Below are 26,677 nucleotides of genomic sequence, written 5' to 3'. Positions count from 1 at the left end.
CTAGCGAATATTTTTCGTCAATCTGGTCTAGGATAAAGCTTACTGTGTAGAACCAGCGGTGCCATGAAGAATTGGGCAAACCCCACGATTATCGGCCGTCAGCTGAAACGCCGCAAATTTCTTGTGTCCGCGCTTTCGACCGGATTAACTGCAGCAGTTCGCCCATTGTATGGCCAGACTATTACAACCGATAATGCGCTTACGGTAAAGCATAGCGTACAAAACCGTTCGGAAGCGGGTGTGGAACATTCCAGCTTGATTACGCTATTTCTCTGCGGGGATGTCATGACCGGGAGGGGAATTGACCAGGTACTGCCACACCCCGGCAATCCTATCCTTTATGAGGGGTATATGAAGACCGCGCGCGGCTATGTTGAGCTTGCCGAAGAAGCGAACGGTCCGATTCCGAAAGCGGTGAGTTTTTCATATATCTGGGGTGATGCGCTTACCGAACTGGAACGCAGACAGCCGAACTGCCGCATCATCAATTTGGAAACGGCCGTAACGCGCAGTGATGATGTGCAGGACAAGGCAGTCAATTACAGGATGAATCCCGACAATATTGCGTGCATTACTGCCGCCAGGATCGACTGCTGCGGGTTGGCGAACAATCATGTTCTGGATTGGGGCTATTCAGGTCTCGCCGAAACGCTGAGTACCCTGAAACAGGCAGGACTGAAAACCGCAGGAGCGGGTAACAACATCAGCGAGGCGCAAGAACCGGCAATGCTATCTGTTCCTGGGAGAGGGCGCGTGCTGGTACTCTCTTTTGGTTCTGAGACCAGCGGTATTCCCTTTGATTGGGTCGCGGCGGAGAATAGACCCGGAGTGGACCTATTGACTGATTTTTCTCGACGTACAATTCGGGGCATCCGCAACCGCATCGCCGCGGTCAAGCGATCGTGCGATGTTGTGGTTGGTTCGATACACTGGGGCGGAAACTGGGGATATCACATTCCGCGCGAGCAGCAGGAGTTCGCTCATCGGCTGATTGATGAAGCAGGCGTGGATGTCGTTCACGGCCACTCTTCGCATCACGTGAAGGGGATCGAAGTCTATAACAGCAAGCTCATTCTTTACGGCTGTGGCGATTTTCTGAACGATTATGAAGGAATCTCAGGCCATGAAACTTATCGGGGTGACCTGACCGTGATGTATTTTGTGCGCGTCGATGCGTCGAAGGGTACGCTGGTGAGCCTGGAAATAATCCCACTGCAGATGAAGCGCTTCAGGCTCAACCATGCCTCGGCGGACGATGCGCTGTGGCTACAGAAAGTCCTGGACAGGGAAGGCAAAAGGTTCGGTAACAGAGTGGAAGCATCTGATGATAACGGGCTAATGCTGCAGTGGACGTCATAAAACCGTATCTGCCATGTTGCCTATATGCGAATCAAGGTTTTCCAGCTCCAGGCAACCTGAGAAATTCCCGGCGCGTTTTTGGACCATACGTGAGGAAGTGCGGTTGGGGTTGCTCCTGGTAACTGAGCCGCGCACGAGCGATGGGGTCGCGACTGATATACTTCTTCACCTCATCCGCGCTGATCGAGTAAACCTTCGCCGCGTTGAGTCCGAAAATCTTGGCCCGGAGTTGAGGGGTGATCTCGCGGTAGCCGTGCTCGGCGCGCAGCTCAGGCGCGATCTGGAACGCGCGTAATGCCTGTATTTGATCCTGGGGCGACCCGTACCAGATGGAATCCGTTCCCCAAAGCACATTGTTCTCGCCACAGTATTTCAACAGTTTTCCCAAGACGTGCGCTGCGGCCTCGGGGTCACGCATCAGGTAACGCCAGGTGCTGCCCAGTTCGGCGTAGACATTGCTGTTCGGGGCAACCCCGTTCTCGATAAGCGAGCGGATGAGGGTATCAACGCCGTCATCCGCCCCTTTGCCCTGGAAGGCTCCTTCGGGGACGCCGGTGACGAATCCCGAATGGTAGACTAGGAACGAGACGTCCGGAAAGCGCTTCGCGACGACCCCGATGTCGCTGCATTTGCTGTGTTGATAGGATTGCTTGCCGAAAGGCAGCCCTTTATGCACGCAGATCACCTTGACGCCGAGCTTGCGCGCCTTTTCGATAAAACGCATGCCAACGTCGTCCGACAAAAAGTAGCCGTTTCCCCCGGGCCCAAACTGAGTGTACGTTTTCCACGCGGATACGCCCCAGCGCTCCTTCAGTTCGTCCATCCGGTCGAGATCGCCCGCTTGATTGGGGTTGACACGGCCGTGGAGGAGCAAGCGGTGCATTCCTTCCATGCGGTCAACGATCTGCCGCACGGCATCCGCGCCTTGGATGGTCAGCGGCTCCGCATCGGGCTTGGAAGGAACAAAGGAAAGCACCATCATGTCGGTATCGGAATCGAGGAACACGTCCTTGATGAACTCATCCGGGCCTAGGCAGCGCAGGTAGCTGCGCTGCCCTGGTTCCGATGCCAGCGCGCAACCAGCCTTGGGCATCTGGCTCAGGGGGTCGGAGCCAGCGGGGAGTTTCTGCAGCCAAGGTCCGTTGGGGTCGACGAAGTGGCCCTGCACATCAAAGATGAATTCGCCTGCGGCACCGCCGATTTGGGCCTCCGCGAGTTCCGGTTCGAGGGCTGCTTCGGGCAGCAGATCGAAAAATCCGCCTGTCTTCCCCGCTGCTGCGTTGGCACTGTTGAAAGCGAGTAGCGTGGAGGCAGCGCCGCAAGCGGAGACGAGAAATTTTCGGCGGGAAAGCGCTACGCGCTTCGAATTATGCGTGGCTGCTTCGTGGGCGAGGCGGTTCGCGGCGTGATTGATGGGTGAAAGGGGCACGGGGGCGAATTCGCCGTTGGAGGTTGAGTCAAGCTTGATAGGCAGCCGGGTGCCGTCCGGATCTAAATGAGGCGGATTGTCGTGCGTTCGAATCATCTGAGGCGTCCTTCCAAGGAGGAAATCAAAATATAATGGCGACGATCCCCATAGCCACGGGCCGGCCAAACGTTGTCTACCATAAATCGAATAGATGGTGAGTCTTGGCGACACCTCGACATTGCGACCTGCGCCAGTTTGCGTCTATAAATGGTTGAGGGCCAATCTATACCTCAATTAACAATATAGTCGAAGTATTCATAGGTTGCGTCTGGAGAATTTTTGAAAAATGACGACCGCGATATGCCTCTGTTGTGGAGCGGTGAAGCTTGGAGCGCTCACTCCCTGCCCGGAATGCAGGTTCGATCCACAGGAAAATGGAGACAAAGCCAAAGCGGCGGTCCCGACAGAGCATTTTTTGTCTCAGGAAGATCTGAACGCGGTCTCGGAGCGCATTAAATCAGGACTTGCAGTCGCCTATCCAGATGAGTTGGGGAAGGACTTAAGCCACGATTTCGCGTCGAATTCCGGTCTGGGAAAAGTAAGTTTTCCGCTCAAATATACGTGACTCTTCCTCATCGGTGTTTTTGTTTTGATAGCGGGGTGGTGATGAGCAAAACAAGAGGTGCAAGGGGTCAGACGAAGCAGCACACTTTACGCTGATCAGTCGGCTGCAGAGGCACAGCGGCTCACTTGCGTTGGGGCAGCAGCGGATAGGATAGGTAACAAAAAAAGCGGCAAAGCCGCTTTTTTTGTTACCTAATAAGGTCCCCGCAAATGCCGTCAGGCCATTAATCTTGAACCTTAAGGTCCAAGGCGGTCACCTGCCGGACGCATCAGGCGCTTCCGTATAGGACGCGCACAACAGCATCACGTTGGCTTGCAACCAATTCTTAAAAAGTTGGTTCAAAGAATATAGGCCAAAAACGAACACCGCAGGGAACAACTCTCATCATTTTTTACCTGAGCCGATTCGGGTCAGATAACCCCCAGTACCCTGGGGAATCCAAATGAAAAATTTATTCCGGCTGGCTTAAGGTTAAGTAACGTGGACTAGAACAGTTTGTCCTGTTCCGGCATTACCGCATCAAGCGCTGTCTGCATGCGAACGATTCTACGCCTAAATTCTTCCGTGTCAAACCCCTCCCGGGTCTTTGCGGTGAGCAATTCATGCGTGATGTTGAGTGCCGCCATGATCGCGATGCGCTCGGACCCGACAACCTTTCCGCTCTCACGGATTTCGCGCATCCTGTTGTTAAGATAAGTGACCGCTTCCAGTAGCTCTTCGCGTTCTTCGTCCGGGCAGACTACGCGGAATTCGCGCCCCATGATGTTCACATCCATGGTTTTGCCAGTGTTCATTCTTCGCTTCCAGGGAGTCTTGTCAGGAGGGCTTCAAGACGGGAGGAGGCGGTATCTATTTTTTCTGCCAGATGCTTGTTTTCGCTGATCGTGCTTGCCAGTTGTTGGCGAAGTTGGATGTTCTCCGACCTCAGTTGCTGACATAGGCGCACGAATTGTTCAATTTTTTCTTCCAGCGCGCTCAGTTCCGATTCCATTAGCCCACTATAGTTGCGAAATCCCTGTCAAGTCAACTGATAACAGGATTTTTTAAATGTGGTTTCCAGCTCCACCTTACTATACTCTGTTGTAAGCAAACTGGATTGCGGACTCCATCTCAACGATTCAGACCAAGGTTGCTTTGTTCTGGTAGAATCCCGCCACGTTTGAGGTGCTACGGCCGTGTTACGGCCGAGTTAAACGGGAACCAGGTGGGAAACTCTGAACGAATTCGACGCTTCGCGTGGGACGTATTAGAGTTTTCTGGATGCCTGGGCTGCCCCCGCAACGGTAAGCAGGTGTGGGCGTATCACGAACTAGACGAGTCCTCGCATGGCTTGGTCGCTGTTCTGTGACGTCACTGTGAACTCTCCAGTTCATGGGATGACGATATGCCAAGTCCTGCGAGCCCGGATACCGGCCTCACGTGAGTACGGAAATATCGCGTGGGGCGGTATCCTGATCGATATCTTTTTTCGCTCAAGGCATCTCCGCGGTATTTTCTTGTTGAGGACATGGTGAACGGTGGGTTCACCAATACAAGTAAATACTGTTGGCATGTTGCGCAAATTCTTTCTCCCTGTTTTTCTGCTTACATCATCTTCATGGTCTGTTCGGGCCGCCGATCCGGGAACTAAACCGCTTGAGGAAGTCGTGGTAACCGCCACGCGCTTTAGCCAGCGTGTTGACAAGCTACCCATCGGGGTATCCATCATCAACGCGGAGCAGATAAAAAACAGTGCTGCGTCCACCCTTCCGGAGTTACTGCAACAACTCGCGGGAATCCATACCCGCAACGTCGATGGCAGCCCCGATCCTCAGATCGATCTGCGCGGATTCGGCATTACCGGCAATCAGAATACGCTCGTTCTGCTCGATGGTCAGCGGATGAATGAAAACGAGCTGGTCGGTATTCGCTGGTCAACGGTTCCGCTTGGTTCAATCGAACGCATTGAGGTGCTGCGAAGCAGCGGAGCTGTCACATATGGAGGTGGCGCCACAGGTGGAGTAATTAATATCATCACCCGAGCCGCCGCTTCCGGCCAGATGTCCGGGAGCGGCGGCGTTTCATTTGGCAGCTACGGCGGGACCGAAGCCAAAGGCACGCTGGACGTGGCAGGAAAAAACCTTGGCCTCGCGCTTACGGGTAACGCACTAGAAACGGATAACTATCGTGTCAACAATGCCTTGCATCAGCTGAACCTGCAGGGAGATTTACGCTACCGTTTTGCCACCGGGCGGGCGTTGTTGAAGTTTGGAGTCGATGATCAGAAACTGGGACTGCCGGCCACGCGCACTGAAGCGCAACTACAGACAGACCGCAGAGGGACCGCGACGCCGCGGGATTACAGCACCCGCGAGGGCGCATATGTAACGCTTCGGGGGGAGCATTCCAACAGATTCGGGGATTTTGCCGCGGATTTTTCCTTTCGCGACAACCATCGCACGGCATTATTCGACGATTACAGTATCGATTCCTTCAACTCCAAGTCATTCATCAATTCGCGTTCGGACGTGTGGTTGTTCAATCCGAGGGTGAAATTGCCGTTTCAGTTCTTTAGCATGGATCATGAACTGATATTGGGCGCAAATCTGGAGTGGTGGGATTACCGCTCCAGGCGTTTTACCGGACCGGAAACGATACCAGGTGCAGTATCAGCCAATATTCTACAAGCCGATATTGTCGCTACCCAGCAAAACCGCGCGATTTACTTGCAACACATCGCTACGTTGCCTAAAGGTACGGTGTTATCACTCGGGGGGCGGTTGCAGTGGGTGGACAACCGTGCCGATGACCGCCTCAGTGCGGCGCCTTACGCCGGCGATCGACAGAGCCGCACGGTCTACGCATATGATGTGGGTCTTCGCCAGCCCGTGGGAGCTTTCTTCTCGTTTTACGGAAAGTATGGCCGCAGTTTCCGGATTGCGACCGTAGACGAAAGCTACAATCAATTCGGCGGGCCCGCCTTCGATCCGCTCGTAAAAATACTCGAGCCTCAAATCGCTTATACAGGGGAGGTTGGGGTGGATTACAAACAAGGACCGGTACGTGCCCGCACTTCAATTTACTCGATCAATCTCAACAACGAAATCAGCTTCATCAACATTGACCCCTTCCTGTTCTTCGCGAATATCAATTTACCGCCAACCCGGCGGCAAGGATTCGAACTGGAGGGGTCTTGGGCGGTAACCAGCGCCATCGATGTCTTTGCAAACTATACATTTACGGATGCGCGTTTTCGTGAGGGAAGCTTTGGGGGAGTGGATGTCTCAGGAAACATCATTCCGTTGGTGCCGCGCCACAGGGCTGCTGCCGGAGGCTCGTTTCGGCTCGGTTCTAATACCAATCTGGCGACGACCATGAATTACGTGGGCGAACAGGTGCTCGACAACGACCAGGCCAACACCGCGACGCGACGTATGCCGGACTACGTAACGGTGGATCTGAAAATCACTCATCAGATGAATAAGTTGTTGTTGAGCATGGCAGTTAATAATCTGTTCGATGAAAAGTATTTTTCTTATGCAATTCGTAACTCGGCAGGCACGAGTTTCAACGCGCTACCCGCACGCGAGCGCAATGTCTGGTTTACCGTAAAATATCAGTTCAATTGAGGTTCATTCGCGCCTACGGTATCGCCGGGGTATCCGCGATCTTCCACCTATCCGCGCGATACGGTCCTGTTCAACTGCGAGAGGTAGCTGACATCTCTTATCGCCTGCCAAAGCAGGTGACATAATATGGCTTTGCCAGATTTCGCGGCTTCGCCTTCTCCCGGTTCTGCCAGATACCATGCAAAACAGGCAAACAATCACCAGTGGCCAATTATGGCGCCGCCAAATGAGATATGTTGCACCTCATTGGGAGGTGCTCATGCTGGCGCTGGGCAGCCTGGTCGTGATGTCGGCTACTGTGCCCATGCTGGTGGCGCTGATTCAACCGATGCTGGACAGCGTTATTGCTGAAAAGAACCTCGAATTGATGCAAATGATTTTGCTGGCGATCGTCGGGTTATTTGCGGTGCGTGGCGTGGCAGGTCACATTAGCACGTATGCCATCAATTGGATCGGCAGCAGAATGGCAATGGATTTACGAGTGGAGATGTTCGACAAGCTGCTGATGCTACCAGCATGCTGCTATGCCGGCCGTCCGAATGCTGCTGTATTTTCCCTGATCACATCCGGCGCTACGCGGTTCGCGGAAGCTTTTACGGCCGTGGTGACCTTGCTGGCCAGGGACACGTTTACCATTGTTGGATTGCTGGGGTGGATGTTCTATCTCGATTGGACCCTCGCGTTGGTCGCATTATCGATGGCATCAGCGATTTGGCTGATCATGAGATTGGCTGGAAAGCGGATGCAGGGAATAGCACGGGAAGTGGGGCACACGACCGATAGCCTATCCAATGTTTTAGAGAAGTCTATTGAAAATTACCAGGTGGTCAAACTCTACGGGGCGGAGGGGTACGAAATTGAACGCATGCGCAAGCAAGCGGAACGTATCCACCATGCTGCGACCAGGCGGACGGCCATGGCGTCCCTCGGTGTCCCCTTGGTGCAGATATCAATTGCTGTTGTTATGGGTTTCATCGTCTACGTCGCGGCTCAGCATGCATTCGCGGATAAGATCACGGTCGGCGGGGTTGCATCTTTAGCCGCGGGTATGGTAATGCTCTTGGAACCGGTAAGGCGAATCGCAGGGATGAACGAATCGTTGCAACATTCGTTGAGTACCGCCGACAGTGTTTTTTCACTGCTGGACCACGACATCGAGTCGGACAAGGGAACAATTGCCATTGAACGAGCACGCGGCGAGTTGAAGTTCGTACACGTCAGCTTCTGTCCCGATCCGCAGAATGGCCCCGACACCACGTCCGAGGCAGGCGCCGGCTCCCGACCCGGCATGGGAACATATGCTCCGCTTCGGGACATCACGTTGACGCTCCAACCCGGCGAATTGGTGGCGCTAGTGGATTCTTCCAGCGCAAAGTCTACTTTGACGAACCTCGTGCCCCGTTTCCTTAACCCCACACGCGGGCAGATACTTCTCGACGGCCATGATCTGAGTAGCCTCACGCTGGGCAGCCTGCGCGCCAATATAGCACTGGTGTCCGCTGGGGCAACCGAGTTTACTGACACGATCGCAGCCAACATTGCTTTTGGCGCCATGAGCCGGGCAACAGAAGGAAACATTACCGCGGCGGCGCAAGCTGCGCATGCATCGGAATTTATCCGAAGAATGCCCCATGGGTTGCAGACAATGATTGGGGAACAGGGGCAGAAACTTTCAGGTGATCAGCGGCTGCGTATTGCGATTGCCCGAGCTTTGTTAAAAGATCCACCCATTCTGCTATTGGACGAGAAATTCGATGCAGTAGACCCCGAATCCGCTCATTATGTGGATGCAGCTTTGGAAGCCGTGACGAGAGGGCGCACAACACTTGTCATCGACCCGCGGCTGTCGACCCTGCGACGAGCTGATTCCGTAGTGCTGCTTGAGGAAGGCCATATTGTCGACACGGGCCGTCATGCGGAGTTGCTGGTACGCAACCGCACTTACGCCAAATTTTCGCAAACCTTGCTTAAACCAGAAAAAGTGGTAGCGCTTGATTATCGCCGAACGTCTCCGGAAGCTGATCAATGTTGAATCGGGAATGACCGACCCGAGTTAATGTAACGAGTCCTGCCGGGAGTATTCCGGCACCCATTTTTTCAACTCCTGTTTGACCTCTTCGTCACTGAGCACGGGATGCTCATGAAGCCAGGCCAGCAGATCCTCGAGCCAGTGTTTATCGATTTGACGTGCCTGCGCGATACGCAATTTTGGATGAGGTGTGGGCAAGGTGCTCTCATCATCGGCCAATAATTCTTCGTAGAGCTTCTCTCCCGGGCGCAACCCGTTATAGACGATTTGTATGTCGTTCTCGCTCAGGCCGGAAAGACGGATGAGGTCTCGTGCGAGATCGGCTATTCTCACCGGTTCGCCCATATCCAGCACGAAGATCTCCCCGCCGCCATTGTTTCCCCCCATCAGTCCAGCTTGCAGGACCAGTTGCGCAGCTTCAGGTATGGACATGAAATAGCGCGTTATCTCAGAATGAGTGACGGTGATTGGTCCCCCTTTTTCAATCTGCTCGCGAAATTTGGGAATGACGCTGCCCGCGCTTCCGAGCACATTGCCAAAGCGAACCATGACGAAGCCGGGTACTTGCAGACGACTACCCGACGGCACTGATCCGGACGCGGATTGTTGCACTGCCTGGCATACCATTTCCGCGAGCCGCTTGCTGGCGCCCATCACATTGGTGGGGTTAACGGCCTTATCGGTAGAAATTAACACGAATTTTTCCGCACCATGCTCAATCGCAGCCTGGGCAAGAACGTAGGTGCCGAGAACGTTGTTGAGTACGGCTTGCCAAGCGTTTTCCAGTTCCATGAGGGGAACGTGCTTGTACGCCGCGGCATGAAACACGACCGCCGGCCTGTATCGTGAGAATATCTGGTCCAGGCGCGCCTTATCTTTGACATCGCCTATAGTGAAGGCCATTGGAATGTGCGGGAAATTTGACTGGAATTCCTGCTCCACGTTGTAGAGCGCAAATTCGTTCAATTCAAACAGAACCAGGCGGCCCGGTCCGAATTTGAGAATCTGGCGGCACAATTCCGAGCCAATGGAGCCACCCGCCCCTGTTATCAATATCGTTTTCCCGGTCAGCAGGCCATGCAGGCCGTCACTGTCCAGAATCACCGGATCACGCCCCAACAAATCTTCGGGTTCGACAGTACGGATTTGCGACACCGTAATTTTGCCGCTTATCAGGTCCTCATACGAGGGGACGGTAAGCGCCTTTATCCCGGCAGTTGCGCATATTTCCAGCGCTCGGCGGCGGTCGCGGCGGAGCCGGTCCGGCTTGCGCCGGTCGGGTTGAGAGCGGGTAGACTGCCGCCGGTCGGGAACAAAAGAGGTCATCGCAATAATGGCGTGTGCAACCCCCAGTCTTTGAGTTATCACCGGCAGTTCGTCGATCCGGCCAAGAACTTTGAAACCGTGCAGCATCAGCCCCCGTTTTGCGGGGTCATCGTCCAGTAAACCTACGACCTTCCACTGAACGCTGCGGGTGAGTTCTTTAAGCAGTGTGACTGCCGCATCGCCTGCTCCGAGCACCAGGACGAGATTGCCTTCCGTTTTATTTTGACCGTACAGCCGATGCTCTTTCCACGACCGGTACGCAAGGCGGCTGCCGCACATGACGAACAGAAGCAGAATCGGGGCCAGCAACGGCACAGTTCGGGGCACACCCTCGAGTCTCTGCACCATGAACAACCCCAGCGGCACCACAACCGCGGATGCCAGGACTGCAAACAGGATCCGCTTTAAATCCGGTAGGCTAGCGTAATGCCAGAGCCCGCGATATAGACCGAACCAGAGGAATACCGCCGCGTGTATCGGTACCAGCCATGGCAGAATCTCTTTCAGCGATGTCAGGTACAGGGGAGGGATGTCGAAATTGAAGCGGAACAGATAGGCGAGCCACCAGGCCATGACTGCCGCGGCGATGTCGTGAACAAAGGCAATGACTGTGCGTATATTAGGATTACGCAGTGGCATGCTAAGAGCCGCCGGAACGGCGTTCCCAATAGTGGTCAGAAGCACACATTATGATCAGATAAACTCCGCACCAAGCAATACCGACACCATATTGAACCGAAGGATCCTGTCGCGTTGCCCACACGGCGCTTGCACCCGAGACCAGCATGAGTAGATACGCGAGCAGCGCTGTATTGCGATGACCCATTCCATGTTGCACCATGCGCTGGTAGTAATGCTCGCGATGCGCCTGCCAGACCTTTTCACCGCGCCAACCCCGTTTCAGGAGAGTAACAGAAGCATCAGCAATAAATGGCGAAAACACCAGCGGCGGCAACCACGGGGGCCAATTACCGCTCATCCATCCTATGATGCCCATTGCTCCTGCCAGAAACCCTAGCGGAATTGAGCCTGCATCGCCCAGAAAAATTCGCGCGGGGTGGAAATTGAACACTAGAAAGGCTGCTGCGGACGCGGCAACGCAGAAATTTGCGACGGCAAATGACTCATCCCCAGCTAACCAGGCAGCCACGCCATAGCAGCCAAAGCCGATCAATGTCATGCCTCCAGCTAAACCGTCGGACCCATCCATGAAATTATAGAGATTTAGCATCCATGTAACTGCAAGTGCGGCAGAAATCGCCATCAGCCAGCCATTGGTGTCGGCTATCAGCGAAGTTGAGAACCAGACCGCACACACACCGTGCATAAGCAGCCGTACCCAGACTGGAAGATCAAAAACATCGTCGGCGAACGAGACCGATGCCAATGCGATAACGGCGAGCCAGACAACCAGCGGCGGAGCGACAGGTAGCAGCGCCCAGGAAGCCAATATTCCCGCCAGCAGGCCCAGCCCCCCGGTTCTGGGAATGGCGGTAGTGTGAAGCGACCGGGCGTTAGGATGATCAAGCACAGGAATATTGCCTTTGATCAACCACCGGACCAAGGCGAGCGTCACGATGAATGCGAGTGCCGGTGCGGCAACAAGCGTAAGAGAGGGCTCAGTCGTCATGTCAAATTATACTGTTGAAAATACAAGCCGACATGCCTGAAATAACCGGAGCACATATTGCTTCTGATTTCGGTTACGGGTGAAGACGGTTTATAGTGCGTGATCCGGAAACGGATGTCGCTGTTTCTCGGTACTTTGCTCGGACCTTTCCTACCGGCGTTTTATGTTTCGGAAGTCTGCTATCGTGCCGACACAGCGCATGGTGTAGCGCGGGATTACTTGATGGGCAGATTGCGAGCATATATTTATTCCACATCGTTACTCCGGACTGCAAATTTTATTTAACGGCGAACTCGTCAATGAGAAGAACATCACTTAACGCCCAGATTCTTTTCAGCGCATTTGCAGGCGTTTTGCTGGGCCTAGGGCTTGCCATGCTTGAGAAAGAGTCCCCAGCCGCGCAAGCCGGGCTTTATATCGCTGAACTTGTCGGCACGCTGTTTATCGATATGCTGAAGATGGTAATGATTCCGCTGGTGTTTAGTTCCATCGCGGTCGGGGTGGCCAACTTGCGGATGCACCGGCAGATGCACCGCGTATGGAAAGCGACGCTGGGCTTTTTTGCGTTCTCCATGGCGGTGGCCATTATCCTCGGATTGACAGCGGCTAATATATTCCGGCCCGGCGAGGGGCTGCAGCTTGAGATGTTCCAATCCGCCATGCAGGGGGTTCAAGCCGGGCAGATGCCGCTTTCCGGTTTTTTTGCGCAACTGCTGCACACGTTGTTTCAGAACCCGGTTGCAGCGCTGGCTCAGGGAAATGTGCTGGCAGTCGTGGTTTTTTCACTTCTGCTTGGAATTGCATTGGTAATTGGCGGCGAGCGTTACACCAATATTCTCATTCTGCTACAGGAGTTTTTGGAGCTGATGCTGATGCTGGTGGGTTGGATTATGCGGCTAGCGCCGCTCGGTATCATGGCGCTACTGGCAAAGCTTGCGGCTACTCAGGACGTGGCCCTGCTTGGCACCCTAATAGAGTTTATCGTCGTGGTCGTTGCGACGACATTGCTTCATGGAGTGGTGGTACTGCCGCTGATTCTTTATCTGGTCGCGGGCATGACACCGCTCAAGTTCTGGCGCGGCGCGCGGGAAGCGCTGATAACGGCTTTCGCCACCAGTTCCAGTTCGGCCACTTTACCTGTCACGCTGCGTTGCGTGGAACAGCATTTGCACGTGAAACGCGATATCGCGGGATTCGTCGTGCCGCTCGGGGCAACGCTCAACATGGACGGAACCGCCTTGTATGAGGCGGCCGCGGCTCTGTTCATTGCCAACTTGGCGGGCATCGAACTCAACTTCGTGCAACAGATGATCGTGTTTGTTTCCGCGATGCTTGCAGCGATGGGCGCGCCGGGCATCCCTAGCGCGGGTATGGTGACAATGGTCCTGGTGCTTCAATCCGTCGGTTTGCCTGCTGAAGCTATCGCCATTCTTCTGCCCATCGATCGTCTGCTGGACACCTTCCGGACGATGGTTAATGTGGAGGGCGATATGGTGGGAAGCCTGGTGGTACAAAAGCTGGTGCGGGGCCAACCTGACCCCAGCGGGCCTGACTCCAGCGATGTCTAGGCTGCGTTCAACCAAGGGCAGGATGGCCCCCATCGCCCGGGTCGCCTAATTACCGCTCTATTTGCCGATCCACCCCGTCGCTCTTGCACAGGCAGTGTTGTGCGGTCGTTGATCTCGTATTGAAAAAGGAGGCGGCGGGGCGACGCTATAAGCAGGCAGCGCAGCGGTAGGGTGCGACAATTTGCCACATTCCCCTGCGTGACGAAATGAATTATTCTCGTCCCGCTATTATACGGGAGAGGAAGATGGTGATGTGTCCGCGCGCTATAGGGCTTTTTTTTCTGGGTGCCGCAGCAATTGTACCGACTATCTCGTTCGCTGATCATCCAGATCCAGCCTCTGAGAAAAGCCTCGAAAACGTCGTCCGTCCCCCAAAGCCAACCATCGCGGTGGGCGCCACCTTGGATCAAAACGGGCGACTCTGGCTTGCTAGGGTTGAGAACCAGCGCCTGTTGGTTTCGTGGTCGGATGATAATGGAATAAATTTTTCCGTCCCGGTTGTGATCACGCCCGAGCCGGAAAATATCTCGGCGGATGGGGAAAGCCGTCCAAAAATCGCGGTTGCGCGTGATGGCACCGTACTTTTGACCTGGGTACAGTCGCTACCGCAGAAATATGCGGGCAACGTGCGTTTCGCGCACTCGAAAGACTCAGGGCGAACTTTTACACAACCGATGACTTTGAACGACGATGGGCGTATCACCAGCCATCGTTTCGATTCGCTCGCAATCGACGGCGAGGGCAGGGTGATAGTCGCATGGCTGGATAGACGTGACCGGGACGCGGCGAATGAAAGGAATGAGGAGTTTTCGGGCGTCTCGATCTACACGGCGCAATCGTTCGACAATGGTGCAACTTTTCGTGCGAACCGCAAATTTCAGGAGCATACCTGTGAATGTTGCCGCACTTCGCTTGCCTGGACCAGGGAGGGACCCGTGGTCTTATGGCGGCATATTTTCGGTACCAATACGCGCGATTTCGCCGTCGCGAATCTGGATAAAGGCGGCGTACGACGTGCCACGGATGACGACTGGCGAATTGATGCATGCCCCCACAACGGGGCAAGCATCGCTGCAGATCGCCAGGGGCAAATCCATCTAGTCTGGTTTACCAACGGCACGGCGCGTCAAGGGTTGTTCTACAAGCGTATTAGCGGCGATTGGGAATCAAAGCCCATGCCGGTCGGAAATCCCGCAGCACAACCTAACCATGCGGCGGTGGCCACTGCGGATAGAACCGTTCTTCTTACGTGGCGCGAGTTTGATGGACAATCCTATTCAGTCCAGATGATGTCTTCGCACGATGGCGGCGCATCATGGAGCGAACCCCTCCGCCTGATGGAATCCGCCGGAACGACAGACTATCCCGTCCCGCTGATGGATGGCAAGAAGGTCTTGATAGTATGGAACACAGCGAAAGAAGGGTTGCGTATCCTGCCGATCGAGCGAGTTACTGCGCGACGCTCCAGTTGACCCGTTAAATGCTCTGTAGCTGCGGAGTTGATTATTCACTTCAATATGGGTCCGCCTGGTCTTGTCGGTAAGGCCGGGCTAGAAAACAAAAAATACGAAAATGAAACCTATTGCTCTCGCCTTCGCGAGCTTGCTATCGACGTCTTCAGCCTTCGCGGCTGACGAACCCGGGCAACCAAAAAACACTTCAACAGAAAAGAATCTTATAAGTTCTGCCGGCACGGAAGGACGGATCAGCGCAGTACCCCAGTCTAGTTCCAGTGTCGGTGGGCAAAGCGCCCAGCCGAACACAAGTACCTCATCGAGCTGGAATCTGAGTCAATTGGCCGAACCAAAAGCTCCGCCTGTTTCGCCTCCGGGTATGGACGTGCAAGGAGCGCCAGCGCCCGCCGATTCAACCAAGGGCTCAGATGCAAAACCTGCCAAGCAGCCTCCTGCGGAGGTGAAAGAAACGGTATTCAAGGAAATGGTTGTTACCGGGGAGACTGAAAAGGATTCACATTACACCTCACCTTCTGTCCGAGTGACCAGGGCGCAGATCGAGCGCCAGAATGCCCAGACCACGGAAGAGGTGTTGAAGTACATGCCGAGCTTGCAAATCCGCCAGCGCTACGTCGGCGATCCGAACGGAGTTCTGGGTATCCGCGGGGCCGACATGTTCTCGACAGCCCGCAACATGGTTTATGCAGATGGGTTGCCATTGCATAACTTCCTGCAGGCGTCCTTCAATGGCGCCCCGCGTTGGTCAATGGTCGGCCCAAATGAAATCGATTCCGTTGACATTGTTTACGGACCCTTCTCGGCCGAGTATAGCGGTAACTCCATCGGGGGGGTGGTGAACATAAAGACGCGTATGCCGCGCAAGCAGGAGTTCTACGTCGAGAGCAGCCTCTTTATTCAACCCTATAAGCTCTATGGACCGGATAAAGGAACATTCATCGGCGACCGGCAATATGTATCCTATGGCAATCGGATCAAGGATCAGTTTACGGTATTCCTGGCCTACAATCGCCTCGAAGCCCAAGGGCACCCACAGTCTTATTTCATCGATAACACTGGTTTGTCTAATGATCCGACGGGATCACCGGTGCCGGTGACGGGCGGCATCCGAACGCCCGATACGCGCGGCACGCCAAGCATTATTTATGGCGATACCGGCCCCGAGAAGGTGAATACACACCTGTTCAAGGGTAAATTCGGTTATGACATTACGGCCGATCTTCAGGCTATTTTTACGGTGGCTTACGAGGACCGGACACGCAACCAAAACCGCCCGCAGAACTACTTGGCCGGCACCACAACTGGCGCCCCTTACTGGGGAGGGCCGGCAATACCTTGTTGCGCGCCGGGTGACGCTTCCCTGGGCGGTACCCGGTTCGATGTTGTGCAGCGGGGGCTTGGGGGAAGCCAGGATAAGCGCGAAACGCTCAATCTTGGCCTGCAACTTCGTGGCGCGCTGACCCCCAACTGGAATATCGATACCACCATCAGCCATTTCGATGTCCTCAAGGATATCCGCGCCTCAGCCTTTTTCAATGCCAGCGATCCGGGCAATACCGGCGCGGGACAGCTTCAGGACTTCAAGAAATTCAGTTGGCTAAACTACGATCTCAAGCTGAGCGCGCCGGTATTGCTTGGAAATGAAAAGGTATCGTTCATGGCCGGATACCACTTTGACCAATACAACTTGAGTTTCCGCCAATATTCCTTGCTTGATTATGCCACCCTGACTCGCGGAGCATTACAACCAGGCAGAAATAACGATGGTCAGACTTCAACGCATGCAATGTTTGCTCAATCGGCCTTCCGTTTCTTGCCGGGTTGGGATGTTACGGTAGGCGTGCGTCAGGAATGGTGGGCCGCCACCAAAGGGGTTGTTGGAAGCACTCCAGTGCCTGACCGTGACGAATCGGCACTTTCACCCAAGGTCTCTTTGGGTTATGAGCCGGGACAATGGAAATACCGCTATTCGTTCGGCCGGGCGCATCGTTTTCCGGTGATTGCCGAGCTTTATCAATCGCTCAGTTCGCCCACGAGTATTCTTACCGCCAATGCGCTGCTCAAGCCCGAGAATGGCGTCCATCACAACTTCATGATTGAATACGGGTTGCCCAAGGGCTACATTCGTGTGAATGCTTTTCGCGACGATATAAAGGATGCTATCCAGCAAGTACAAACGGTTTCAGGTGTACTCACAACCAGCGCATTCCAGAATATTGATCAGACGAGCACTACCGGCGTTGAGCTTATCTTTGACCAGCGCCGCATCCTTGGCTCGAAATTCGATTTCATGTTCAACGGTACATGGATGAATGCGAAAGTGGACAAGGGGCCGTTGGTCGACTTCACGGCACCTAACCATCCATTACCGCTCCAGGGTCAACCCGGCCCGGACAGTTTTAATCTTACCGGTAAACAGCGTATTCGCTTACCCCACTGGCGTGCAAATTTCTTTGCCACTTATAATGCTACGGAAGCCTGGGATATTTCGCTTTCCGGGCGTTACACCAGCGATTCGTTCAACGATCTGGATAATCGGGACCGTGTAAACAATGTATTCGGCGCCCAAAGTGATTTCTTTTTCATGGACTTTAAAACCAGCTACCGGCATAGATTCCAGAATGGCCTGAAAAGCCGGTTTTCGTTTGGCATTAGCAATCTAAACAATGACAAGGCTTTCGTTTTCCATCCTTATCCGCAACGTACCTATCTGGTAGAGGCCGCATTCAGCTATTGACCTAGTTGGCGCGCTTCATATCGTCCCGTCGTGGATCGGGGTCTATCGCGAAAGTGCAATCTATTCGAACAAATTAATTATCCCGTCCAGGCCGACGTGATTTATCGCATATGTTGCCTTCGCCTGGACAACGGGCTTCGCATGGTACGCAACACTGACGCCGGCCGCATCCATCATTTTAAGGTCGTTGGCGCCGTCACCTATGGCAATGATTTGTTCGCGTTTCAATCCGAGTTCTTCCCGCACTTTATTCAACACTTCCGCTTTTCCATGTTCCCCAATGATTTCCCCTAACACTTTGCCTGTCAGTTTGCCATTCTGGACATCAAGCGTATTCGCGGCGGCGTAATCGAAATCCAGTCGGGATTTTATCCGGTCAGTAAAAAAGGTGAACCCTCCGGAAATGACCATTGTTTTGAGTCCTGCGGACTTCATGCGCTGGAGCATCTTTTCCGCGCCAGGGCTTAATCGGACGCGGTTATCGTAAACGTATTGAAGCGCCTCCTGTTCCACGCCTTGCAGCAGCGCCGTCCGCTGCCGCAAACTTTCAGCGAAGACAATTTCACCTCGCATTGTCCTCTGTGTAATTTCCGCCACTTGCGCTTTTACACCTTGCATATCGGCTATTTCATCAATGGATTCGATCGCCAGCAGGGTCGAGTCCATGTCCATTGCCACCAGGCCAAAGTCTTTCAGCTGAACCGTTGGTTCCACGAAAGCGAAATCGAGTTCCGCTTCGGCACAGTATTCGGAAATATGCTCCCGCCGGCTTGCGTTTCTCAGCCGAAAAGCCTCGCCGGTGATGCGTTCGATATGGTTCGCACCCGCGAGTTTCGCCAATTCGCGCAGGTCACTGTTTTCGACTTCCATTCCTTGGATGATTAGGTTCATATATTTTTTACTTGTTTATAGCCAGCCATTTTCGAGCAGAGCAAAGAAGATTAAGATGATTCAGGACCGGATTTAATCAGTTGACCGGAAGACCGGAACGGAATAGACCCATGCCGCAACTCTGCGGGAAATATCGGATGGGCCGTTGCCGGTGAACCAGGGTAAGGGTTCCGACATATGGCCCCGAAAGGGGATGTTTCCCCGGCTCAGTATTCTGCCAGTAATCGCCAAGCACTTCCATATCGAATTCCGGAAACCCATGGGTTGGGATGAATTGAATTACCTAATCCGTTGCCAGAAGATATAATCTCACTTGCGTTTTTAAAGTATCGCTTGAAGTGAGCTGCCGAATCAGCCTATCTTATGGTCAACCCTCTCAATATTGGCACGCCTCTCAGTACCTCTGCTACAAGGGTAATGTTGCTCGGTAGCGGCGAACTCGGCAAAGAAGTCATCATCGCGTTGCAACGCCTGGGCATAGAAACAATTGCTGTTGATCGGTATGGAAACGCTCCCGGGCAGCAGGTGGCGCATCGCGCACACGTCATTAACATGGCGGACGGGGCGGCACTGCGGGAGTTAGTGGAGCGTGAGCGACCGCAAATCATAGTGCCAGAGATCGAAGCACTGGACACCAGCGCCCTGATGGAAATCGAGCGCCTGGGAATTGCGCGCGTCATCCCAACGGCGCGCGCTGCGCAGCTTACCATGAATCGCGAAGGGATCCGCCGCCTCGCGGCGGAGGTATTAGGCTTGCCCACTTCACCCTATGTTTTCGCCCGCAGCCTGGAAGAACTGCGGGCGGCAACAGAAGCTGGCATCGGGTACCCCTGCATTGTAAAGCCGGTGATGTCTTCATCGGGTAAAGGTCAGTCGACTGTCAATGGCCCGGAACAGGTCGAAGCAGCCTGGAACTATGCCGTGAGCGGCGGCAGGGTAAACCAGGGGCGAGTCATTGTTGAGGGTTTTATTCCTTTTGAATACGAGATAACACTACTTACAGTACGCGCCATGGATGCCAGCGGCGAAGTGGAAACGCATTATTGCGAACCGATCGGTCATGTTCAGATAGACGGTGATTACGTGGAAAGCTGGCAGCCGCAGCCGATGCCCCTACTCGCGTTGCGGCGAGCGCGTGAGATCGCCGGAAAGGTTACCGGTAATCTCGGCGGATTGGGGGTCTTCGGGGTGGAGCTATTTGTAAAGGGCGAACACGTATGGTTTAGCGAGGTTAGTCCGCGTCCGCATGATACCGGCATGGTAACGATGTGCAGCCAGGTTCAGAGCGAATTCGAGCTCCACGCGCGTGCCATACTTGGGCTGCCAGTGAATGCGGGCCTACGGGAGCCGGGCGCAAGCGCCGTAATTTATGGACAGATGAACGAGCCGGCGATTGCCTTCACGGGTGTGGACGAAGCACTGCGCGTGCCGCGGAGCGACTTGCGACTGTTCGGCAAGCCCGAGTCATTTTCCAAGCGCCGCATGGGTGTGGCACTGGCGAACGGAATCGACACCGTAGAGGCGAGGGAGCGAGCCAAGCTCGCTGCCGGCAGGGTGATTCCAGTGGCCAGTAATCCTGGCTAAAGTAGAGGCGCACTCAAGTATCCCTATTGCCGCCGTAATTTCTGGCTCCAGAGCTTCCCCAGGCAATGGCCGCACCAATTGAGGGATTTCAGATCGCGTTCCACGATTTATATCATCGGGCAAAAATGCATTCCATATTCACGTGGGACGGCCGTATAGTAAACGGCAGGATCGTCAAGATCGGGAGATAAGCAAGTCAATGGGATTTTGGAACCAGCGCAAGGTGGCGATTGCAAAGCTGCGGCATATCGGAGAAGGGATATTTCTTTTGCTACTGGGTTTGAACATTGCGGGGTGCGGTATTCCTATTAAATCAAGCATTCCCGAGCCTGAGCCCGAGACCGTGGCTGCCGTTCCCGAAGCACGGGCGAAGGTACAGTGCGAAATTGAACTTGAAAAGCTCGAAGCTGAAAAAGACGCGCAGCAGCAAGAAATTGAACGCTTGCAGAAGGTGCTGACAGAGAAAGATGCGCAGATCCGCAGTCAGCAGGCCAGGCAGCAGGATCAGGCCAAGACATTGCAGGAAACAAGCAGTCTGGCCGCTCAGGCCCAGGTCAAGCTCCGGCGTTTGGCTACGCGCCCTGCCGCCGCCTCGGCTATTGCGGAAGTTGAAATGATGATGGGGAATCTGAAATCGTCCCCTATGGCAGGGTCCGAGGAGATTTTGCAAACGCAGGCACAGCGGCTCCTCAACGCCGCTACCACCTCCTATGCGGAGGAGAACTATGCCTCCGCGATGGATCACGCTGCGCAGGCTCGTGAGTATATCGATATGGTAACGAACAACCGCACGCGCAAAACTTCGGATCAGCTCACGGTATCGTTGCAGGTTCCCATTCCGCTGCGTACAACCAGCAACAGCAATCTGCGGCAGAAGCCGGGCTTAAGCGCCCCCTTGGTCACGACGTTAAAACGGGATGCACTCATGATCGCGGAGGCCTATCGCGGCGATTGGCTGTACGTGATGACAGCCGATGGACGAGCGGGATGGGTGTTGAATACACTGGTGGAAGCACAGGTGGGCAAACCCTGAGGTTTAATAACGTTACGCGCGCCTTAGGCTTCCGATTTTATCAGAAGAGGACAATAGGCACGGTTGCGACCCGCACGCTTTGCCTCATAGAGTGCATAGTCAGCGCTCGCGAATACCTCGGTTGGCGTCATGTCCTCCAGCCGAGGCTCTACTATGCCGATGCTGACTGTTAATGCGATTTCCGTGCCTTTAACCGTGGGATACAAGGCTTCTACCTGAGAACGAACTCGCTCCGCAGTATTCGTGGCAAGTTCTGCCGAAGTTTCAGTAAGGATTATGATGAACTCATCCCCACCGTAGCGTGCGGCATAGTCGATGCTGCGTATCGACTGAAGAAGTATCCGGGCCACGGCCGCGAGGATTTCATCTCCCGCAATATGGCCATAAGTATCGTTGAGCGTCTTGAAATGATCAATATCCAGCATCAGCAATGTAAACGGCCGATGGCTGCGTTTGAAGCGCGCGAGCTGATCGGTCAAGATTGAATCAAGCTTGCTGCGGTTGTACAGGCCAGTCAGGCTATCGGTAATCGAAAGCGTTTTCAGGACCTCATTCTGTTGTTGCATTGCTTCATTGGTAGCCATGATTTTGGCGTGACTATGGCGCAGCCGGTCTGTCATCTGGTTGAACACCTGCGTAAGATGACCGAGCTCGTCGCTGCGCGTCGCGCTGAGTCGTACCTCAAGATCTCCCGCTGCAATACGGTCAGCTGCGCGCATCAGCCGTTGTAACGGCAACACGATGGAGCGCCCCATCTGGAACGCGACGGCTGTCACAACGAGCACGAGCGCGGCCACCAGCCCCAGAAAGATATTGCGCAGTTCGATCCATGCTCCATAAACCTCGGCGCGATCCCGTTCCGCCAGAACCGTGATCGAAAGTTGGGGAGCGACATCTGCCAATCCGATGACTTGCGGGTGCGTCAGACCGTGAAATGCGATGGAGTCGCCCGCTTGTTCCCGAAGCTGGCTCAGCAATGCAGAATCCAGCTGTGTCAACTTGTTCTCGTCGTCATAACTGCTGACGAGCGTCCTGCCATTTGAATCAAGCAGCAGCACTTCACCGGGGGGGGATTTTGTCGCACTTTTCAGGTAGGGCTTCAGGTTGCGCAGGTCAAGCACGGCGACCATTGCGCCTAGCAGCACATCGCCATATGACAATACTGGAACTGCGACGCTCAGCGTCGGAGCTTCATATTGCTTGTTCCAGTGCGGTGCAGCTATCAGGCGCGTTTGCGGCCAGCTGCTCGGGATTGCCACAGGCTCCGGTGTTTCCGCGCTGCTGGCTATGACTTCTCCGGCTGCGTTTACAACCGTGAGTTCCAGTATTGTGTCGAGTTTTTTCTGTACCGAGCGGAGATAGTGACCCACAGCTGCGGGATTTTTGCCGGGGGTGCTCGCGGGCCGGTCAGCCGTCGCCAACCCTTCAACCACTACGATAGATGCGGAGGTGACCTGCGTCTCGTGTACGCGCTTCTCGACCCAGAGTTCTATTTCACGGATAGCATAATTAGTGAGAGCGCGAAGCTCGCGGGCGACATTATCGCTGATCTGCGCCTCATTTTGCCTGAACGAGAGCAGTCCCAGCCCCAGCGACGGGACAAGCGTCGCCATGACTGCGAATACTACGATCTTGCTCTTAATGCTCTTGAACACTATTGGTACACTTTTGCAAAAGGGCAAATAGTCTAGCTTAACGGACGAGTTATACCGCGAATGAAAAATAATTATCGGAAAAGCAGCAATTGAAAAAGGGTTTTTTATAAAGCACTGCCGCTGCTTTTTATATGCATTCGTTAGCCGCGTCGTTGCACTTCCTCTGGACCACCCAAGATTGTCACTAACTCAACTCGGCGATCAGGCCTTTTATCCGAACCACGCGATCGCGGACCTTCGCAATCTGGGTTTTTATCTTCAGGCGGTCAGGACCGGCAAGCTGATGGTCACGGCTGCGTTGGAGGAATGCCACGATTCTGCCGGCATCGACAGGCGGATTGGGAGTAAACTGCACCTGGATGTAGTCGGGAGTGGCTTCTATGCGAGTAATTCCCAACGGTGTCGCTGCAATACGCAAGCGGTGACAGTCTAGCAAGGCCCCGACGGGGTCGGGCAAGAGGCCGAAGCGGTCTGTTAATTCTACCTGAATCTCATCCAATTGCTCATCGTTGGTACAGTTGGCCATACGCTTGTATAGTATCAGGCGCTCATGTACGTCGCTGCAGTAGTCTTCCGGTAACAATGCGGGTACATGCAAATTGATCTCGGTCGCAACGCGCAGCGGATGCTGAATATCGGGTTCTTTGCCTTCCTTCAGCGATTGGACCGCGGCATCGAGCATGGTGGCGTAGAGATTGAAACCGATCTCCTGCATCTCGCCACTTTGCGATTCGCCCAGCACTTCACCCGCTCCCCTGATTTCCAGATCATGCATGGCAAGATAAAAGCCTGCGCCCAGCTCTTCCATGGTTTGAATGGCTTCGAGGCGTTTTTTCGCCTGAGCGCCAAGTGCCTCTTCCTCCGGAACCAGCAAATACGCGTAGGCCTGGTGGTGGGAACGACCGACGCGTCCGCGCAATTGATGCAACTGCGCCAGGCCGAATTTATCGGCCCGATTGATAATGATGGTGTTGGCGGTAGGAACATCGATGCCGGTCTCGATGATGGTTGTGCAGAGAAGCAGGTTGAAACGCTGCTGGTAGAAATCTTTCATCACGTGTTCCAGCTCGCGTTCTCGCATTTGCCCATGTGCAACATTGATGCGCGCCTCCGGAAGAAGTCGCGCCAGTCTGTCATGCATTGTCTGGATGGTGCCAACCTCGTTGTGCAAGAAATAAATTTGACCGCCGCGTTTTAGTTCGCGTAAACAGGCCTCACGCATAACTCCTTCGGAAAAACGGCTGACGAACGTCTTGATGGCCAGTCTTCGCTGCGGCGCGGTTGCAATCACGGAAAATTCGCGCAGCCCTTCCAGCGACATTGCCAGGGTGCGGGGGATAGGTGTAGCCGTGAGCGTTAGCACATCTACTTCCGACCGCAGGCTTTTCAATTGCTCCTTATGCCGCACGCCAAAGCGGTGTTCCTCGTCAATGATCACCAAACCCAGGTTTTTGAATTTCACGCCTTTCTGAATAAGTTTGTGGGTGCCGATGACAATGTCGATGGCACCATTCGCCAGTCCTGCCAGTGCCTGAGTTTGCTCTTTAGCAGAGCGGAAGCGCGATAGTTCGGCGATTTTGATTGGCCATTCATCCGCTAACAGGCTGAAGCGGTCCGAAAAATTCTGAAAATGCTGTTCGGCCAGCAAGGTCGTTGGCACCAGGACTGCTACTTGTCTCCCATCGGCTACAGAGATAAATGCGGCTCGCAAGGCCACTTCGGTTTTGCCAAAACCTACATCGCCGCAAATCAACCGGTCCATCGGTTTATCTGAACTCAAGTCCTCGATGACGGCGTCGATGGCTGCGGCCTGATCGGGTGTTTCCTCGAAGCCAAACCCTTCGACAAATGCCTCGTAATCGTGTCGACTAAAACGAAATGCGTGACCTCGGCGTGCGCTGCGCTGGGCATAAAGGTTGAGAAGCTCCGCAGCCGTATCGCGTACCTGTTGCATCGCTTTGCGCTTTGCCTTATCCCATTGACCGCTGCCCAGCTTGTGCATCGGTGCGGCTTCGGGAGATGCTCCGCTATATCGCCCGATAAGATGCAATTGCGAAACCGGCACATAGAGCTTATCGCCGCCTTCGTACTCGAGTGACAGGAATTCTGTCGCGCCATCCCCCATATCCATGCTCACCAGCCCAAGATACCTGCCGATGCCATGTTGTTCATGTACCACTGGATCACCCGGCTTGATCTCTGAAAGGTCCCGCAGCATTGCGTCGGTCACTGCGGCTGCTTTACGAGAATCCCGTTCACGTCGGCCATGCAGATGTCTGGCGTATAACTCACTCTCCGTGATGAGGGCCAGCCCCTCACCAGGGCAGAGGAAACCGTTGTGCAGAGGCGCTACCCCAAGCATGAAGGCTGCTTTGCTCGTCAGAAATTGCGCGTAGCTATCGCATATATCGGGATACAGCTGATATTGCCGTAGATGGTCAGCGATCAGTTCCCGTCTGCCCACGCTTTCCGCCAGAAGTAATGCGCGTCCACCGGGGGGGGCAGCGGTTAAATCCGATATAAATGCGGACAGTTTCTCAGCGGGGTGGTCAGAGCGGCGGTCGATCTGGAGAGGAGGTAACGGTGCGGTCGGATTCTGGGCTACGACGTCGGAGTTTTGAGAACCGAACTGGAGTTCGACGCGTGAGTAGGGCTTCAATGCTCCAAAGAACGCATCTGTGGTGACGAATAACTCGGCGGGCTTCAGTAGCGGCCGGTCATTGTCGCCGCGGAGCATCTGGTAACGCGTCTGCGTGTCATTCCAGAAGTTTTCCACCGCAGGGTAAATCTCACGGTGCAGGCATAGCAGCATGGTCGGCGGTAAATAGTCGAACAGCGTCGCTGTGTGATCAAAAAATAGTGGCAGGTAATATTCGATGCCCGCCGGGGTTCCACCTTTGCTGATGTCTCTATAGACACGGCTTTTGGATGGATCACCCTCAAACTTTTCGCGGAAGCTGCCACGGAACCGGGTGCGGCCTTCCTCGTCGAGGGGAAACTCGCGCGCCGGCAATAAACGGATCTCACTGACCGGATAAACACTTCTCTGGGTATCCACATCAAACGTACGGATAGTCTCGATGTCGTTATCCAGCAGGTCGATGCGATAGGGCAGCGGACTTCCCATCGGGAATAGGTCGACCAGGCCACCTCGAATGCTATATTCGCCGGGCGACAGCACCTGGGTAACGTGGCTGTAGCCGGCCAAAGTCATTTGACGCCGCAGCGTCGCCAGATTGAGGGTATCACCCCGCTTGAGAAAGAAAGTATGCGCAGCGAGATACTCCGGGGGCGGCATGCGGTATAGGGCCGTAGTGACGGGAACGATGAGGATGTCACAAGTCCCGCTCATAAGCTGATAAAGCGTGGCAAGCCGGTCGGATATCAGGTCTTGATGAGGGGAGAAGGTGTCGTAGGGCAGTGTTTCCCAATCCGGCAGCAGGCGAGTGCTTAATTCCGGTGCGAAGAAGGGAATTTCTTCCAGGAGCCGCTGCGCATCGAGCGCGTTTGCGGTAATGATAACAATGGGTTTTGCCTGTTGCGCCAGTTGCGCAAGTGCGAGCGAATCACCAGAGCCATCAAAATGGCCATATCGGATCGTGGAGCCGGGTGGGGGGACGGTCAGCTTGAAAGACATCTTCCTGCGATACTATGGTAAACGGGCAGCAAACCCTCGGATTTGTGGTTGCCCTCTGAAAAGACCGAAATTATGTGGCAGTACCCGCATCAGGTTTGCCTGCGTTCCATAAGCG

The 26,677-nt window shown here is 54.4% G+C and carries 17 protein-coding genes, 1 other RNA gene and 1 riboswitch; of the genes, 9 read left to right on the top strand and 9 right to left on the bottom strand.

All coding sequences use genetic code 11. The features are described from left to right. Positions 1-63 precede the first annotated feature (63 nt). Positions 64-1,359 (top strand): CapA family protein, encoded by a 1,296-nt coding sequence (locus C8R31_RS15595; RefSeq protein WP_107695086.1) that lies wholly within the window; start codon positions 64-66, stop codon positions 1,357-1,359. 31 nt (positions 1,360-1,390) lie between these two features. On the opposite strand, the gene C8R31_RS15590 is transcribed toward C8R31_RS15595, so the two are convergent. Continuing rightward, positions 1,391-2,884, bottom strand: a complete 1,494-nt coding sequence (locus C8R31_RS15590) for an amidohydrolase family protein (protein WP_107695085.1) — start codon at positions 2,882-2,884, stop codon at positions 1,391-1,393. A gap of 229 nt (positions 2,885-3,113) precedes the next feature. On the opposite strand from C8R31_RS15590, the gene C8R31_RS15585 reads away from it, so the two are divergent. Next, positions 3,114-3,392, top strand: a complete 279-nt coding sequence (locus C8R31_RS15585; protein ID WP_107695084.1) for a hypothetical protein — start codon at positions 3,114-3,116, stop codon at positions 3,390-3,392. Between the two features lie 196 nt (positions 3,393-3,588). Here the strand turns inward: C8R31_RS15585 and ssrS are convergent. The 3 genes from ssrS to C8R31_RS15570 all read right to left on the bottom strand — a co-directional run bounded on the left by ssrS (position 3,589) and on the right by C8R31_RS15570 (position 4,383). After that, positions 3,589-3,769: non-coding RNA, 6S RNA (ssrS, locus tag C8R31_RS15580), on the bottom strand. Between the two features lie 108 nt (positions 3,770-3,877). Continuing rightward, positions 3,878-4,186 carry a cell division protein ZapA gene (locus tag C8R31_RS15575; protein WP_107695083.1) on the bottom strand — a complete coding sequence of 103 codons (309 nt, stop codon included), beginning with the start codon at positions 4,184-4,186 and terminating at the stop codon, positions 3,878-3,880. Beyond that, entirely contained in the window at positions 4,183-4,383 is a 201-nt protein-coding gene (locus C8R31_RS15570; protein WP_107695082.1) for a hypothetical protein, read from the bottom strand. The genes C8R31_RS15575 and C8R31_RS15570 overlap by 4 nt, the downstream gene beginning before the upstream one ends. Positions 4,384-4,537: 154 nt before the next feature. Beyond that, positions 4,538-4,825: riboswitch (cobalamin riboswitch) on the top strand. 84 nt (positions 4,826-4,909) lie between these two features. On the opposite strand from C8R31_RS15570, the gene C8R31_RS15565 reads away from it, so the two are divergent. Together C8R31_RS15565 and C8R31_RS15560 are read left to right on the top strand one after the other, a co-directional pair. After that, positions 4,910-7,000, top strand: coding sequence for a TonB-dependent receptor (locus C8R31_RS15565; RefSeq protein ID WP_146164613.1), 2,091 nt, complete (start codon positions 4,910-4,912; stop codon positions 6,998-7,000). Between the two features lie 226 nt (positions 7,001-7,226). Continuing rightward, complete coding sequence (locus tag C8R31_RS15560) at positions 7,227-9,032, top strand: ABC transporter transmembrane domain-containing protein (RefSeq protein WP_258192741.1); 1,806 nt, start codon at positions 7,227-7,229, stop codon at positions 9,030-9,032. 21 nt (positions 9,033-9,053) lie between these two features. Here C8R31_RS15560 and C8R31_RS15555 read toward each other — a convergent pair whose 3' ends face one another. Beyond that, on the bottom strand, positions 9,054-10,994 hold the full coding sequence (locus tag C8R31_RS15555) for a nucleoside-diphosphate sugar epimerase/dehydratase (RefSeq protein WP_107695079.1): 1,941 nt from the start codon (positions 10,992-10,994) through the stop codon (positions 9,054-9,056). Position 10,995: 1 nt separating this feature from the next. Next, positions 10,996-11,985, bottom strand: coding sequence for a glycosyltransferase family 4 protein (locus C8R31_RS15550; protein ID WP_107695078.1), 990 nt, complete (start codon positions 11,983-11,985; stop codon positions 10,996-10,998). A gap of 299 nt (positions 11,986-12,284) precedes the next feature. On the opposite strand from C8R31_RS15550, the gene C8R31_RS15545 reads away from it, so the two are divergent. The 3 genes from C8R31_RS15545 (at position 12,285) to C8R31_RS15535 (ending at position 17,762) form a co-directional block, all read left to right on the top strand. Then, a complete protein-coding gene (locus C8R31_RS15545; protein ID WP_107695077.1) occupies positions 12,285-13,553 on the top strand; it encodes a dicarboxylate/amino acid:cation symporter in 1,269 nt (422 codons plus the stop codon). Positions 13,554-13,804: 251 nt separating this feature from the next. Next, complete coding sequence (locus C8R31_RS15540; RefSeq protein WP_258192740.1) at positions 13,805-15,025, top strand: sialidase family protein; 1,221 nt, start codon at positions 13,805-13,807, stop codon at positions 15,023-15,025. A gap of 322 nt (positions 15,026-15,347) precedes the next feature. Next, positions 15,348-17,762: a TonB-dependent receptor gene (locus C8R31_RS15535; RefSeq protein ID WP_258192739.1), complete on the top strand. Its 2,415-nt coding sequence runs from the start codon at positions 15,348-15,350 to the stop codon at positions 17,760-17,762. Positions 17,763-17,822: 60 nt separating this feature from the next. Here C8R31_RS15535 and serB read toward each other — a convergent pair whose 3' ends face one another. Beyond that, positions 17,823-18,653 (bottom strand): phosphoserine phosphatase SerB, encoded by an 831-nt coding sequence (gene serB, locus C8R31_RS15530; RefSeq protein ID WP_107695075.1) that lies wholly within the window; start codon positions 18,651-18,653, stop codon positions 17,823-17,825. 363 nt (positions 18,654-19,016) lie between these two features. Here serB and purT point away from each other — a divergent pair, with 363 nt between their 5' ends. Continuing rightward, a complete protein-coding gene (gene purT, locus C8R31_RS15525) occupies positions 19,017-20,237 on the top strand; it encodes a formate-dependent phosphoribosylglycinamide formyltransferase (RefSeq protein WP_107695074.1) in 1,221 nt (406 codons plus the stop codon). A 199-nt stretch (positions 20,238-20,436) separates the two neighbouring features. Next, the gene (locus C8R31_RS15520) at positions 20,437-21,270 is read left to right on the top strand and encodes an SH3 domain-containing protein (RefSeq protein WP_107695073.1); all 834 of its coding nucleotides are present in this window, start codon (positions 20,437-20,439) and stop codon (positions 21,268-21,270) included. A 23-nt stretch (positions 21,271-21,293) separates the two neighbouring features. On the opposite strand, the gene C8R31_RS15515 is transcribed toward C8R31_RS15520, so the two are convergent. After that, complete coding sequence (locus C8R31_RS15515) at positions 21,294-22,925, bottom strand: diguanylate cyclase (RefSeq protein ID WP_258192738.1); 1,632 nt, start codon at positions 22,923-22,925, stop codon at positions 21,294-21,296. A gap of 184 nt (positions 22,926-23,109) precedes the next feature. Next, on the bottom strand, positions 23,110-26,562 hold the full coding sequence (gene mfd, locus C8R31_RS15510) for a transcription-repair coupling factor (protein WP_107695072.1): 3,453 nt from the start codon (positions 26,560-26,562) through the stop codon (positions 23,110-23,112). Positions 26,563-26,677 lie beyond the last annotated feature (115 nt).

The organism is Nitrosospira sp. Nsp2 (assembly GCF_003050965.1).
GTDB lineage: Bacteria > Pseudomonadota > Gammaproteobacteria > Burkholderiales > Nitrosomonadaceae > Nitrosospira.
This window is presented reverse-complemented; position numbering and strand designations above follow the sequence as displayed.

Excerpts from the sequence above, each read along its gene's own strand:
- purT (WP_107695074.1), top strand. The coding sequence starts at position 19,017 with ATGGTCAACCCTCTCAATATTGGCACGCCTCTCAGTACCTCTGCTACA.
- serB (WP_107695075.1), bottom strand. The coding sequence starts at position 18,653 with ATGAACCTAATCATCCAAGGAATGGAAGTCGAAAACAGTGACCTGCGC.
- mfd (WP_107695072.1), bottom strand. The coding sequence starts at position 26,562 with ATGTCTTTCAAGCTGACCGTCCCCCCACCCGGCTCCACGATCCGATAT.
- C8R31_RS15575 (WP_107695083.1), bottom strand. The coding sequence starts at position 4,186 with ATGAACACTGGCAAAACCATGGATGTGAACATCATGGGGCGCGAATTC.
- C8R31_RS15560 (WP_258192741.1), top strand. The coding sequence starts at position 7,227 with ATGAGATATGTTGCACCTCATTGGGAGGTGCTCATGCTGGCGCTGGGC.
- C8R31_RS15540 (WP_258192740.1), top strand. The coding sequence starts at position 13,805 with ATGTGTCCGCGCGCTATAGGGCTTTTTTTTCTGGGTGCCGCAGCAATT.
- C8R31_RS15520 (WP_107695073.1), top strand. The coding sequence starts at position 20,437 with ATGGGATTTTGGAACCAGCGCAAGGTGGCGATTGCAAAGCTGCGGCAT.
- C8R31_RS15545 (WP_107695077.1), top strand. The coding sequence starts at position 12,285 with ATGAGAAGAACATCACTTAACGCCCAGATTCTTTTCAGCGCATTTGCA.
- C8R31_RS15585 (WP_107695084.1), top strand. The coding sequence starts at position 3,114 with ATGACGACCGCGATATGCCTCTGTTGTGGAGCGGTGAAGCTTGGAGCG.
- C8R31_RS15550 (WP_107695078.1), bottom strand. The coding sequence starts at position 11,985 with ATGACGACTGAGCCCTCTCTTACGCTTGTTGCCGCACCGGCACTCGCA.
- C8R31_RS15590 (WP_107695085.1), bottom strand. The coding sequence starts at position 2,884 with ATGATTCGAACGCACGACAATCCGCCTCATTTAGATCCGGACGGCACC.
- C8R31_RS15595 (WP_107695086.1), top strand. The coding sequence starts at position 64 with ATGAAGAATTGGGCAAACCCCACGATTATCGGCCGTCAGCTGAAACGC.
- C8R31_RS15570 (WP_107695082.1), bottom strand. The coding sequence starts at position 4,383 with ATGGAATCGGAACTGAGCGCGCTGGAAGAAAAAATTGAACAATTCGTG.
- C8R31_RS15555 (WP_107695079.1), bottom strand. The coding sequence starts at position 10,994 with ATGCCACTGCGTAATCCTAATATACGCACAGTCATTGCCTTTGTTCAC.